General features: G+C 58.6%; 10 protein-coding genes and 1 pseudogene. 6 read left to right on the forward strand and 5 right to left on the reverse strand.

The genetic code is table 11. The features are described 5' to 3' along the window. Window positions 1-97 precede the first annotated feature (97 nt). Together FFS18_RS08745 and FFS18_RS08750 are read right to left on the reverse strand one after the other, a co-directional pair. Window positions 98-1,630, reverse strand: a complete 1,533-nt coding sequence (locus FFS18_RS08745) for a carotenoid oxygenase family protein (RefSeq protein WP_137870479.1) — start codon at window positions 1,628-1,630, stop codon at window positions 98-100. Further along, window positions 1,627-1,977 (reverse strand): DUF2141 domain-containing protein, encoded by a 351-nt coding sequence (locus tag FFS18_RS08750; RefSeq protein ID WP_249340347.1) that lies wholly within the window; start codon window positions 1,975-1,977, stop codon window positions 1,627-1,629. Before FFS18_RS08750 ends, FFS18_RS08745 begins: the two co-directional genes overlap by 4 nt. Window positions 1,978-2,247: 270 nt before the next feature. On the opposite strand from FFS18_RS08750, the gene FFS18_RS08755 reads away from it, so the two are divergent. Together FFS18_RS08755 and FFS18_RS08760 are read left to right on the forward strand one after the other, a co-directional pair. Continuing rightward, complete coding sequence (locus FFS18_RS08755) at window positions 2,248-3,027, forward strand: LytTR family DNA-binding domain-containing protein (RefSeq protein WP_137870481.1); 780 nt, start codon at window positions 2,248-2,250, stop codon at window positions 3,025-3,027. A 289-nt stretch (window positions 3,028-3,316) separates the two neighbouring features. Further along, entirely contained in the window at window positions 3,317-4,378 is a 1,062-nt protein-coding gene (locus tag FFS18_RS08760; RefSeq protein WP_137870482.1) for a hypothetical protein, read from the forward strand. A 29-nt stretch (window positions 4,379-4,407) separates the two neighbouring features. Here FFS18_RS08760 and FFS18_RS08765 read toward each other — a convergent pair whose 3' ends face one another. The 3 genes from FFS18_RS08765 to FFS18_RS08775 form a co-directional block, all read right to left on the reverse strand. Next, window positions 4,408-5,490, reverse strand: coding sequence for a sensor histidine kinase (locus tag FFS18_RS08765; protein ID WP_137870483.1), 1,083 nt, complete (start codon window positions 5,488-5,490; stop codon window positions 4,408-4,410). A 444-nt stretch (window positions 5,491-5,934) separates the two neighbouring features. Then, on the reverse strand, window positions 5,935-7,233 hold the full coding sequence (locus FFS18_RS08770) for a sensor histidine kinase (RefSeq protein ID WP_212743033.1): 1,299 nt from the start codon (window positions 7,231-7,233) through the stop codon (window positions 5,935-5,937). After that, a complete protein-coding gene (locus FFS18_RS08775; RefSeq protein ID WP_137870485.1) occupies window positions 7,230-7,916 on the reverse strand; it encodes a response regulator transcription factor in 687 nt (228 codons plus the stop codon). Before FFS18_RS08775 ends, FFS18_RS08770 begins: the two co-directional genes overlap by 4 nt. Window positions 7,917-8,062: 146 nt before the next feature. Here FFS18_RS08775 and FFS18_RS08780 point away from each other — a divergent pair, with 146 nt between their 5' ends. From FFS18_RS08780 to FFS18_RS08795, 4 genes and pseudogenes are all read left to right on the forward strand, one after another. Beyond that, window positions 8,063-9,094: a type 1 glutamine amidotransferase domain-containing protein gene (locus FFS18_RS08780; RefSeq protein ID WP_212743034.1), complete on the forward strand. Its 1,032-nt coding sequence runs from the start codon at window positions 8,063-8,065 to the stop codon at window positions 9,092-9,094. Window positions 9,095-9,334: 240 nt separating this feature from the next. Next, on the forward strand, window positions 9,335-9,994 hold the full coding sequence (locus FFS18_RS08785; protein ID WP_137870487.1) for an ABC transporter ATP-binding protein: 660 nt from the start codon (window positions 9,335-9,337) through the stop codon (window positions 9,992-9,994). Next, window positions 9,991-12,465, forward strand: coding sequence for an ABC transporter permease (locus tag FFS18_RS08790; RefSeq protein ID WP_137870488.1), 2,475 nt, complete (start codon window positions 9,991-9,993; stop codon window positions 12,463-12,465). Before FFS18_RS08785 ends, FFS18_RS08790 begins: the two co-directional genes overlap by 4 nt. A gap of 33 nt (window positions 12,466-12,498) precedes the next feature. Next, window positions 12,499-13,202: pseudogene (locus tag FFS18_RS08795) on the forward strand (IS5 family transposase). The last annotated feature ends 127 nt before the right edge of the window (window positions 13,203-13,329 follow it).

A 13,329-nucleotide genomic window follows, 5' to 3' on the forward strand; every position in this document is an offset into this window, starting at 1 on the left:
TCTGCGCGCTGCCGCGGCTTCTTTCAGATCGACCCGTGCGCCTTGCTCTTCGGATTGGGAAACAGGCAAATTTATCGAACGCCGATTGTGCGTAACGCTAGGTCGTCACACCCACGAATGTCCCGTGCAGCCCAAGCGGAACCGGACTGTCCAACCAAGCGCGGGCGAGAAATTTGCGCTCCGGTCGGCTCGCGTCGAAGATTGTCAATGCACTCTGCTGGGTTTTCCAGTTCAGCGCCGTGCCGACCAACCAGCCATCGTCTTCTTTCAATGCGCCGGCTTTCGGAACGAAAACATGTTCTTCCACCATCCAGTCGGCCCCATAATGGAACGTCTGGCTTTTCCCGCTTTCGAGATCGAGCTTGACCACCGAATCGAACCAATCCGTGCGAGCCGGATCGTTGATACAGGACGCGTACACATATCGATTGCGAATGGTGTCAAACTTTGGGTTTACCTTTGGAAATTCGACGCGGGCGTGCAAGCGCTCGAAACGCGCCGCTCCCGTTTTCGGCAAGGTCACCCGATAGGAACCCGCCTGCCAATTGGGAAAGGCGCCCCGCATCGGCTTGAAGAATTCGAGCATCGCATCACCGTTGGCATCATGACAGATGTCAAAGCATATCGTTCCGTCCGCCTCTTCCCAGCCGTTACCGAAATGGAACGCGAAACCGCCCGGCAATTCTGCCTGCCGGACAAGTTCGAACGTTTCGCGGTCGAAGACATGCACACGCATCGGCTTTCCGGAAACACCGCGAATGCTGCCGAATGTTCCGTTCTCGATAGAGCTTTTGCCATCCGACGCGGTCGAGCATTGGACGAGCACGATCGATCGCTGGGTCAGCAGGAAGTCGTGATAATACCCCTCCTGCCCCAGTGGCTGCACTTTCAGATGCTCGAGCTTTCCAAACCTGTCCAGCCGATACAGGATGACCCGCGAACCGAGTGAACCGATATTCCACATTCTTCCATCGGCACCGACCCGTGGATGGGCGCTGAACGGAGCGCCTTTTGCGGCATCACCGAGATCGACATAGCCGCGGGATTCCAGCTCGTTCGGAGTGACCCGAAAAGGACTACCGCCTTCCCACAATGCCCACATCTCGCCATTGACCGCAATGACACTGGTGTTGGACGGGTTGACGCTGTCGGCGCCTGTGGCCGATGCGAGCAGCGGCATTCCGCCGCCAGACGTCGGAAGCAGAAACTTGCCCGCTTCTTCCTCGAGCCGGTGCTTGCGGGTGCCGACAAACCGGCTGTGATATTGAACGCCCGCACCGCCGATCGTCCACCGTTGCAGCAGGCCATCGCCGTCGAACCAATGCCGATATCGCACGCCGAGACGTTCAAAAAGCGCAGGACCGTTTCTGAAGAACGAACCTTCAAGTCCTGAAGGGATATTCCCTTCGATGCGCGGTTGAACAACGTCCAGCGCAACGGCATTATCGAAAGCGATCAGCCGGGGGTCGTCGCGCTTCGCCTTGGCAAAGTCCAATGCGAGGGCGGACGCGTCTCCGGCGCCTGTCGAAGCCATCGATTTTTCGCCGACCGCAACGGCCAACATGCTTGCCGCCATCGACGACAAGCAGAAGGTGCGCCGATCGACCTTCACCCCATGTTCGACGCTCATGGCGCATACGCCAGCACCGCGACCGCCGCGCTGTCGGCTGGGACGACGACCTTCATGGTGTCGAACGGGGGAATGCCGCCCCGCACGATTAAAACATTGGAAAAGCCATAGCCCTCGGTCGGCACGCCGACGATGTTCAGGTCGACCTTTGAGTTTCCATTTTCGTCGTGGTAGAGCTGGACAGCATAGTCGCCCGCCGCAAGGCCAGAAAAGCGGATGACATTCGTGCCAGCGACCGCGTCTTGAACGGCGTATGTGACCGTCTTCGGCTTTTCTTCACCTTCCGACCGCCCCAATAGCTCCGCGCGGAGTTGGCCCTTCGCCGAGCGAACATCCTTGACGGTCAAGACAAGTTCATGTGTGACCCTATCGGAGGGCGGCGGGACTGGTTGTGCAACAACTTTCGAGGTCGTGTTTTGCACGCACGCCGTTACCAGAAGCGCAGCGGCCAAAGCGAAATATCTCATGATGTGTCCTTGGGAATTTTTGGTTCTATGGTCTGGCGGATGGAGCCGCCATCAGGAGCTTGAACGATGCTGAGCCACTGGATAAAGCCGATTTACGCGAAATGCCGTTCGCGCTTCGTGAAGGATCGGCCCGTTCTCAGATAGGCATGAATGCACGTGGGCACCGATGAAAAATCCCCGGCGATCGAACTGATAGGCAAAACAGTCCTGACCGGCATATGCGCCGGGATATTGCTCGCGATGCTTTCGCCTTACAGGACCGAGACGATATTTTCTGTCGGCGAGCGTTTCCTGTTCTGGATTGCCTCAGCCGTTTTTGGCTGTTTCACGCTCGTCGCCTTCTACCTCACCGGCCGCAATATAGCACAAGACTATCGGATCGCCCAATACACCTGGCTGCCCATATCGGCCGCTCTGGCGGCGGTCCCGGTGACCCTGATGGTTCATGCGGTCGCGCCAGCGGTAAATAGCGAAATCGAGCTGCAACCTTTTTGGCAGCTGTTTCCCTCTGTCCTAATATTGTGCCTTCCGCTGCAACTGATCATGCACCTGCTGCTGCGTACCGTTGCGAAGCCACCGCTAGCATCCGCATTGCCAACAGTCGCAAACGATCTTTCACCGTTGTTGGCCAAGCTGCCCCCGCACCTCGGCAGAGACATAATGTGCCTCAAGATGGAAGATCACTATCTCCGCGTCTACACGGCTGTCGGGCACACGCTGATATTGATGCGAATAGGCGACGCCGTAAAAATGCTTCACGCCGTCGACGGGCTGCATGTCCACCGGAGTTGGTGGGTCGCGCGCACGGCGGTCGATGAGTCTAGAATGGATGGAACCAGGCTATTGCTTGTCCTTCGAAATGGCCTGCAGGTGCCAGTATCAAAGGATCGCCGGGCAATATTGGAAGCCAAGGGCTGGCTGACAGGATGAAGGCGTGGAAGCGCGAGAATAGCGCGCTTCGCCAGGCCAACGCGAGACGTCGCCAAGCGTCCGCATATTTTCGCAAACAAGGCTTGATCACCCAATCACGCGATGGCCGCGTTCGGCGAGGTGGACTTGCGCGTCGCTGGATGCATGCCACGTCGTGGTTTCAATAGGGCGCGGCTCTGGCACGCAAAAAGTGCACCGGTTCGCTTGTTTCGGTTGAATCCAGCTTTCGCTGCTTGAATGAACGCAACAAGCCGCCCGATCGTGCGGCTGCGAAGGGGCCGGAACAACTATGCGGATCAGCTTGTCGGTAACCGCCGCAATCGCGGCGATGACTTTTTTCACCAGTGTTGCGCAGGCGGAGGCCGTCAAACCAGTGCAGGCAGAACAGATCGAGCAGCTTTGCCCGGGATTGAAAATGACCGAATTGAGCCTTGGTTTGCCAAGATCCCAACAGAACACGCATTTCCTCAAGCAAGTCAATCGCTTGCCAGAAGCTTTCGCACCGTTCACCGAAGCAGATGTTGAATTTACGCCTTGGTCCGGACTGCTTGCCGGCATCACTTACCTGGGCGTGAGCCCGGACGGAGATGTCAATCAGAGTCTGGCCGCCGCCCTGGAAAGCAGTTTGCTGGCCGCTGGGTGGACGACGTCTGAACGCACCGATTTCGCATCACCCTTGGGTTTCAATTCACAATATTTTAGCAAGGAGGTCGAAACGCCGCAGGGAATGCGGGAGCTGTTCATCGAATTCGACACACCCGGCGCCCTGCTGCTTCGCTGTGGCGATCGCCGCCTCTTCAATATCCAGAAACGGGAATATGAAGGCGAACTCGAGCCGGGTAGCAAGCGCCCCCGCCAACCGCTGGCAGCGAACAAGGATGCCAAGATCGCCGCCGAATCCGATTGTGACGATATTTTGCTTCTCGAAGCATTCGGCAAAGCTGGTATTGTCGATGAAACATCACCGGCGTTCGCGGATTTCATTGCCGGCGGCGCATCACTTTCGGCGTATGAGAACTACAAAGGCCGTATCGTGACCTGGCTGAAATGGTCGCTTCTCGATTCGAAAAGGATCGATCGCGACCGGATGTGGAAGCTTGAGGACGAAGCTGGCCGAGGCAGGACAGAGCAGACGCTTGCCGCTATCGGCAGTCTTCTCGAGGCCGTCGCGCAAGTGGGCGCAGCGAGCGAGGAAGGCGACTCCAAGGCGGTGTGTAAGTCTTTCGTTGGTGTCATGCGGGCACAGGCCGACGCGGATCGCCGCAAAATTGCCTATCACGAACAGATAACGAAACTTCTTGAGCAGGAAGCCGCACGGGTTGGCCTGAACCTCGAATCCGACGCAGGCTGAGCGGCCAAAATTAGCGGTAGTGCCGGTCGCTATGCCGATTTCCAGGGGATGTCGAGCGAGGCACGATAACGTCCCGGCCCCACAACCCCCGCGGAGAAATGTCCCTCGTCGGCAAAGCGGGCACGCAGTCGTTCCGCGACATTCTTCAGGCCGATCCCCATGCCCCTCACTGCATGCCGTGGAGTGTTGATCGGCATGTCATTTTCCACAAGCAACCGCAACCTGTCGCCTTGGCGGCTTGCGCCCAGATAGATGCTGGACGCACCGGTCATTTGCCCCACGCCGTGCTTGATGGCATTTTCCACAAGCGGCTGCAGGATCAGGCTCGGCACCAGCGCTTTTTCCACCTCGGGTGACATGTCGATGTCGAACGTCATCCGGTCGGAGAAGCGTTGGTATTCGATCTCCAGATATTCTTCCTGGAGCGCAAGTTCGTCGGCCAGCGGCACGTCGTGGAAGGGATCCAGCGTGAGCGTGGTGTGCAGGAAGGTGGAGAGCGAAAGCACCATTTTTTCCGCGCGGGTCGCCGATCCTTCCTCGATGAGTCCGGCGATCGAGTTCAGCGTATTGAATAGGAAGTGGGGATTGACCTGATAGCGCAGCGCCCGCATTTGCGCGGACAGGGCTTCTTCGCGTACCGCCGCCAGCCGACGCTCCTTGTCGCGGACATCGAAACTATAGAGCAATGTGAGAAACATACAGGACCAGCCGAAAAAGACGGCCATGCAGGTGAACAATCCATTGGAATTTGCGTCCCAGCCGAAATCGATGCCCACGTCGGGATAGAAATATTTGTAAGCCTGCATCGTCAGCAGGAAATCGGCCAGCGACACGCCCGACGAGATCACAAAACAATAGAGAAGATTGAGCGTCATGCTCTTCCCGCGCCATGCAAGCACGAGGAATGACATAAGCGAAATCGAGAAGATGTAGCTCAAGATGTCGATGGCAGCCGAATTGCCCGAAAAGCCTAGGGGCTGCCCCGAGCTTGCACCGCCTCCCGCAAAATGGGCCACCGCGGAATAAAAAATGCCGTTCAGCACGAAGTACAGGATTGCGATCTTGACGCTTTCCCCGAATATGGAATCGCGCGCTGGGATGGAAATCGTCATATGTGGCGGCCAGCTTCAATCCAAAACTGATTGAACAATACTGCCCTCCCTGTCCGAGGGCTACTTTGAATCGGCAAAGGACGCATGTGGAAAATTGGCCGCAAGGCCGAGTTCGGCGACAGCAAACTTTGGCCTCAAACAGGTCTTCCCGCCCGCCGCCTATGTTTGCTGTTCTCGACCACGCGGTGCCGCTGTGGCGTTTGTGCAAGATTGCGAGAATCGGCCTCGCCAACGACAATCCGGCTTCCATCCAGCGATTTCATGCCTAGGCGATGGCCGGGCAGGACAAGGCGAACGCAAAACATCATCGGCAAGTATCTCGGCCTGCTCATGAGCAGGAGATTAGGGCACGCGGCGCCGTACGGTGCAACCTAGACTGGCAGCTTGAATCAACATTGCTCGACGAAACTTCACGCAGAGAGGGGTTCGGCGCTGCTGACGAGGTCACCGGTGAAGGTCGGACGAAAAAGCAAGGCGAAAGCTCGTGCCTCGACCACCTTTGGTTTCGCCAACGGTCAGACCGATGCCGGCCGCATCACACAAGCGCCGTGAGATGTCGAGGCCGAGGCCGCTCCCACTACTGGCATTGCCCTTTGCAAAGGGAACGAACGGGTTCTCGCTCGTTTCAAACCCGGGACCGTCGTCCGAGATTGACAAAGCCCTTTCATCAAAATCGATCACCAGCTGTCCGGATCCAACATGCTGAAAACAATTCCCGATCAGATTGTTGAGTACGAGTTGCAGCGAAGTGGGATGGACGAAAGCCGCGGCGCCGCTGTCGACCTTGTTCGAAACGGCAATCAGGCTGTCCGAGTAACGCACTTTGGCCCAAGCTACAGCCTTGTCGATCATAGGCCGGAGCGCCACTCTTCCCCTGACTACTCCCTTATTTTCGCGCGCCAAGGCAAGCAGTTGATCGAGCGCCAACGTCATATCTGTCGTGGCGGTTTCGATACGGCGCAGCGGTTCGACCAGATGCAGCGGAAGATCGCGCTTGAGTGCGATTACCTCCGCGGCGCCGAGGACGACGGCCAAGGGCGTCCGCAACTCGTGGCTGGCGTCGCGGGTAAAGGCCTGCTCCCGGTCGATAAATCCGCGAATACGTCCAAAGGCCTGCTCCAGCGCTTCGGCCAGCGACCCGATTTCATTGGCGGGATAGTTGGACGCGTCGATCATCGGGACGTCAGGCTCGGCTTTGGCTACGTCCAACGCCAAGTCGCTCAGGGGCTTCATCGTCCGATCAACGAGCCACCAGGCAAAGCCCGCTACCGATATGGTAATGAGCAAACTCATCCAGACGAGCAACTTGATAAGCGAGTCCCGGAAAGGACGAACGAGCAAATCCTGGCTGACTTCGATCACCGCGAACGCCGATGCAGCCGAGGCGCCTGACCGACTGCCATTCAGATCAAATTTCTGGATATGGTAATGACGGCCTTCGCAACCGTAGAATTCGGTCTGTTTCGGATTCTGTGCGACTTCGTTCCGGATATCCAGCGGAAGCATTTCAACTCGCCGATAAATTGCAACGTCAGAGTTTTTTGCCGCTGCTACCATACCGGTCCGCGCCCATGAGGATTTCTGGTGTGCGACTTCGTCGGCCAGAGCGTTCTGGAAAAGATCGTCTTCCACGGAATAGGCTATGGCAAAGGCGGTAAGGCCAAAAATGATGCTGGTCAGAAGCACACCGCCGACGATGGTGAGCACCACCCGCGCGCGCAGGCTGTGTCGCCGCCGGTTCACGGATCGGTCTTCAGACGAAATCCGAAACTGTGTACGGTCTCGATCAGGTGCCCATCAAATGGCTTGTCCACGACCTGCCGCAAGAGGTGCATGTGCGCGCGCAGCGAGTCCGAAGATGGCGGCTCATCGCCCCAGAGCCGCAACGTCGCCTCGTCGCGGCTGACGGGATGCGGCCAGGCTTCGGCGAGCAGCAACAGCAGTTCCCAAAGAAGCGGCGTCAGACGAAGCGGTCGCCCGTCTCGCGTGGCGATGCGCGCCTGTCGGTCGATCGTCAACGGACCCACTGAAAAACGATGCGACTGCCCGAGTTGCGGTCGCTGGGCGAGCGCCACGACCCGCGCGGCAAGCTCCGCCAGCGCGAAAGGTTTCACCAGATAATCGTCGGCGCCGTTGGCAAAACCTGCCAGCTTGTCATCAAGTGTATCGCGCGCGGTTAGCATCAGGATGGGGACGCGAAGGTCGGCGCGGCGGCGTATCTCGGCACAGACACTCAATCCATCGCGGTTCGGCAAGGCAAGGTCGAGGAGTATGATGTCAACCCGGCTGACCAACGCTTCCCGCAATCCGGCCTCGCCATCCGCAGCATAATGCAATCGGTGCCCAAGCGCCTCGAGATAGTCGATGATGTTGCCGGCGAGATCCGCATTATCCTCCACCAACAATATGTCAAAGCGGTCGCCCAAAAACACTGTCCCGACTGTTGCCGACACTCATTGGCGCGTGTTTTGTCAAAAGAACGTCAAAGAGCGTTTCACATCCATATGACATATCGTGTGCAAAAGGCACCGGCATCATCAAATATTCGAAAGGTTAGAAGATGTCGTTCCGGATGACAAAAATGCTGTCATGCGTGCTTGCCTTGCTGATCGTCGCGCCCGCAAACGCGGCCACCAGCGCGAATAATCGCGTCCTGTTGGTCGTCAGCGGTTATGGATTGGATGGTGGCAAAACGCGCCCTGGTTTTGAAATGGATGAACTGACCCAAGCTTATGTGGTCTTTGCTGACAACGGCCTTGACGTCGACATTGCAAGTCCATCCGGCGGGGCAGTCGTGGCCGACCAATATAATCCCAAAAAGCCCTATAACAGCCGATTCCTGGCCGACTCCGCAGCCGCAGCAAAGCTGGCCAGCACCCGCTCGCTCGCGAGCGTGAGCAAAGAGAAATATGCGGCCATCTTCATCATCGGCGGAAAAGGCTCGATGTTCGATTTGCCGATCAACGTCGAACTGAAAACATTGCTGGCCGATACCTATGAGGCCGGTGGCGTCATCGGCGCCGTCTGCCATGGCCCTGCCGTGCTGATGAATATCCCGCTCAAGGGTGGCGCCTTGCTGTTGGAAGGACGCTCAGTTACTGGCTTTTCCAACGAAGAAGAAGCCCTGTTTCACAAGGGTTGGGGGTCATCATTCCCCGTTCTGCTTGAGAACGGGCTGCGTGGCTCCGGCGCAAAATTCAGCGAGGCGCCGATGATGTTGAGCCATGTCGTCACGGATGGTCGGCTCATAACCGGACAGAATCCGGCGTCCACTGCGGCGGCTGCAGAAGCCATGATCAAGGCTATGGGCCGAACGCCAGCGCCGCGGCAGCCATGGGTAGATGAGCGTAGCATGGCGCTACTCTCTCAAATGCTCAGCGACGACAAGGTGAAGGCACGCGCCGCCTTCAACGCGGACCCCAAGCTTTATGACGTTGCGCTTATTGCGACGTGGGGCTTTTTTCGGGCCCAATCGGCAGGATCGGATCGAAGCGCACTGGCCCATGCGGTCGAGGTGATGGAGCTGGCCCTGCCTCATTTCAGCCGACCAGAGCTGGTTGCCGGCCTCGCCGAGGCCCGAAACAAGCTTGAAAAAATGCAGTGACAATATGATTGTCCGAATTCGCCGTTGCGAAGCGACCGCTGCTGCGGTCGGGGGCGTCCGACACCTGGTCTGACCGACGCCGGGAGCCCCCGCAGTGCAGCCGCCCCAAAGCCGGCGCACGTTCTGGCAAATATTTTTTGCGGCCGCCTGCATCGACGCTTCCGCGCGTGTCGGCAGGTCGTCTTTCACCTTCATTCGACATTGGCTGGGGCGAAAGTCCGGCGGAGAGAGGAACAGACCATGCAGGACATGATCGAATTGCATGACATCAGCCATCACTTTGATACGGCCAGCGAGAGGATTGGCCTGTTCCAGGGGCTTTCCTGCACCATCCGTGCGAATGAAACCCTGGCCATCGTGGGGCCGTCGGGGGCGGGAAAATCCAGCCTGCTGTCCATTGCCGCAGGCCTGGAGGTTCCTGCCGGCGGCACGGTCTGCTTCACCATCGACGGCGTTCCTGTGGATGCGCTGACAATGCGCGCCAATTCCGGTTTCATCTTTCAGCAATTCCACCTGATGCCGGAGCTCGATGCGATCGGCAATCTGGCATTGCCGCTCCGGCTGAAGGGCAACAGACACGCGTTCGACATCGCCGCCCTCTGGCTAGACAAGATCGGCCTCAAAGATCGAGCCCGACACCGCCCCCATCAGTTGAGCGGCGGCGAGCAGCAGCGCATTGCGGTGACGCGGGCATTCGTGACCGCGCCGCGTTTCATTTTTGCCGACGAACCCACGGGCAACCTGGATATGCATACTTCCGAAAGCGTGGCCGAGCTGATGTTCGGCTGCGCCCGCGAGACTGGGTGCGGCCTGGTCATAGTGACGCACAGCAAACCATTGGCAAGGCGTGCTGACGCCAGTCTGCATCTGTCGGCCGGCCGCCTGGAGGCGGCAGCATGAGCTGGTTTAAACTGATCCTTGAAAATAGCTGGCGTGACCTGAGGATGGGTGACGGTCGCATCAGTCTGGCCACGCAAACCGTCCTGCTGTTCTTCCTCATGACGCTGACGCTCTCCAGCGCGTCGATCCAAAACTATCTGGCAGGCAATCTTGATCAGATGCTCGGGTCCGACCTCGTTGTCGAGAGCCATGCGCCGCTGAAGAGCGAAGACGAAATCGCCCTCAGGTCGCTGGCGCAGCGCGTCTCGGTAACGCAATTAATCGACATCACTGTGACCCACAAGAATGAATGGGCAAGGGTGAAACTGAAGCTGATCGATGACGCATACCCCATGCAGGGCAATCTTCAGGTTGGCGATACACCGGTTGCGACGCAGCGCGCCGTGAACAAGGGGCCGGCGATCGGAGAGGTCTGGCTTGAACCGCGGCTCGCGGGGCAGCTGCAAATGCAGGTCGGAGACATTCTCACCATCGGCGGCACGGAATTGCGGCTGGGTGCCATCCTGTTTCACGAACCCGACCGGATCATGGAAGGCCATAGCACCGCTCTGCGGGCGATGGTGCATACCGGCAGCCTGAAGGCTGGGTCGATTGACCGCGGAAACAGCCTTACGCGCTATTTGGCCAGCGCGGACGAAAGCCAGCAAATCGCCGTCGAAAGCTGGGCGCGCGATGCCCTTGCCGGCGCCAATGTGATCAAGAAGATCGGCGGGCAGCACCCGCTCGCCAGCTTCTGGCAGCGGACCGAAAATTTCCTCGGCCTCGCATCGGTGATCCTCTTCTTCATGGGCGCCGTCGCGCTCGACATGACCAATCGCCGCTGGCTCGCCAAAATGCGCTATCGGCTCGCGATCTATGCGAGCTTCGGCGTCCGCACCAGCACTGCCATGCTGATGGCGCTGGGAGAATGGCTGATCGGATTCCTGCTGTCAGCCTTGCTCGCCGCTTTGCTGGCGATCTTCGCCTGCGGCCTCATTGTCGGCCAGCTGCAGGGCCAGTTTCCCGGGCTTCAGACATCATGGCACTGGGTTGCTGCATTGAAGACCGTCGGACTTGTCTTTTTGCTTTTGATCGCGCTCCAGATTCCGAGCTTCCTCCAACTCTCCCGCGCCTCGCTGCTTTCGCTGATCCGCAATCCCGCCGAAGGCAGCTTTGTGTGGCACCGGCTCGTCTGGAGCTTTCTATCGGTGGCCCTGCTGGCTGCCGCCTATTCGGACAATTGGCTGCTAACCGGTCTGACGCTTTCGGCAATCGCCGCTGCTCTCGCATTGATGGTAGCGTTGACTTGGACATTCGTCCGGCTGGGCGATTTGTGGGGGCGCCGACGTACCGGCCTGCTTCCCTTCGCATTTTTCATGATGCGCCAGCGCCTGTTCGCCAAATCGGCGCAGGTACTGGGCCTGGGTCTCTGCGGACTTCTGCTGCTGTTTACGTTGATGCTGATGCGCGATCTCGGCGCAACGATGGAAAGCCATAGCCGCAGTCACGACGGCAATCTCATGATCTCGGACGCCCGGTCCGACCAGATTGACGGGATCCATCGCTGGGCCGCGCAAACGGGCAGCACCGTACGCACGCTACGTCCATTTGTGCCAGCGCAGCTTGTTGCCGTGAACGGCAAGAGCCTCGATGAGTTTCAAAAGCCGAGCGACACTCTGGCCACACTTCAGGATCCCATCCGACTAAGTTGGGCAAAAGACATGCCCAGGAATAACCGTCTCGTCGGCGGCAAATGGTGGCCGACAGACACCGCCAACTGGCAACAGATTTCTGCCGAGCCCGAAGTCATGACGGACATGGGGTTCAGCTATGGCGATGTTCTTACGTTCCGGATCAACGGTAAATCCTATGATTTCAACTTGGCGGCGAGCCACGCCTACAAGCCTGGCGCTGGGTCGATCACCTTCTGGTTTCAGGTCCCTTTATCGGCGCGAGCACAAATCGATGCTGCCACGCACCATATGGGGAGCATGGAACTGCCGGAAACGGCTTGGGATGCGCTGGCGCAACTCTGGCAGCAATATCCCACCCTCTCGCTGGTCCCGCTCAAGGAGTTGACCGAACGGTTTGATCAAACGCTCGGGATAGTCACCAAGTTGACCACTGGTTATGCAGCCATGGTGCTCTTGCTGGCGCTCTTTGTACTCGCTGCTTCAATCAGCGGTTTCAGCGCCGACGACCGCCAGAAGAACGGCTTGCTGATGAGCATGGGGCTAAAAGGCACGGACTGCCTCAGGCTCAATCTCTATGAGTGGGGCGGCACGGCCTTGATCGCCGCAGCTGGGGCCGTCGCAGGCACTTGGATTGCAGGGCGGCTGATCTATCAGGCGCAGTTCAATCTGGCCTACGATCCGGACATTCTTTGGGTTGCAGCGATGGTCTTTACCATGATCATCACGGTGTGCCTGGTGGGCTATATAGCTTGTCGTCACAGTCTCAACGTCTCGGTCCGGACGCTGATGACAACATAGCGCCAGCATGACGGGTTAACCGCGATCGCGCCGATGCTGCCCGGCAAGGCATCTGATCCTGGCCGCACAGCATTGGATAACCGCGTGTTCGTGAACGGTGTTTTGTGGGTTTTGCGGTCGGGTGCGCGCTGGTCGGACCTGCCGGAGCGCTATGGCAAGTACAAGACTATCCACAAGCGCTTCACCCGCTGGGCCGCCGCCGGGGTGTGGGAAGGCATCTTCACCTCGCTCGCCCGCGATCGGGACAATGAGTATCTGATGATCGACAGCTCGATCGTGCGCGCCCATGCCCAAGCGGCGACGGGTCAAAAAGGGGGCTCGGCGACCAGGCTCTGGGGCGCTCCCGAGGAGGACTGACCTCCAAATGGCATATCGCGGTCGATACCTTCGGACGACCGATGCGCTTCATTCTGACCGGCGGCCATGTCAGCGATGCCAAGCTCGCGATCCCGTTGCTGACCGGTCTCGACGCTCGCCATGTCCTCGCCGACAAGGCTTATGACAGCCACGCCATCCTCGACCATGTCGAAACCAGCGGCGCTCGGCCCGTCATCCCCCAGCGCGTCTGCATGCCACGCCGACGCGATTTTGACCCTGCCACCTACAGGCTTCGCAACAGGATCGAGCGCACCATCGGCAAGCTCAAACAGCTGCACCGCGTCGCCACGCGATACGACCGCCTCCCACACAACTACCTCGCAACTCTATACCTCGCCGCCATCGCCTTCTGGTGCTGAATGTCGATTCAACCTAGGCCGTGTTGACAAAAGGGATTCCCAAATCCTCCTCCTTCTGATTCAAGACTGCTTTTTGAGGATCAGTCATGGGTCGCGGGGATTTGTCGGATGCGGAGTGGGACCTGAT

Origin of the sequence: Sphingopyxis sp. 2PD, from assembly GCF_005503695.1 — a bacterium.
GTDB lineage: Bacteria > Pseudomonadota > Alphaproteobacteria > Sphingomonadales > Sphingomonadaceae > Sphingopyxis.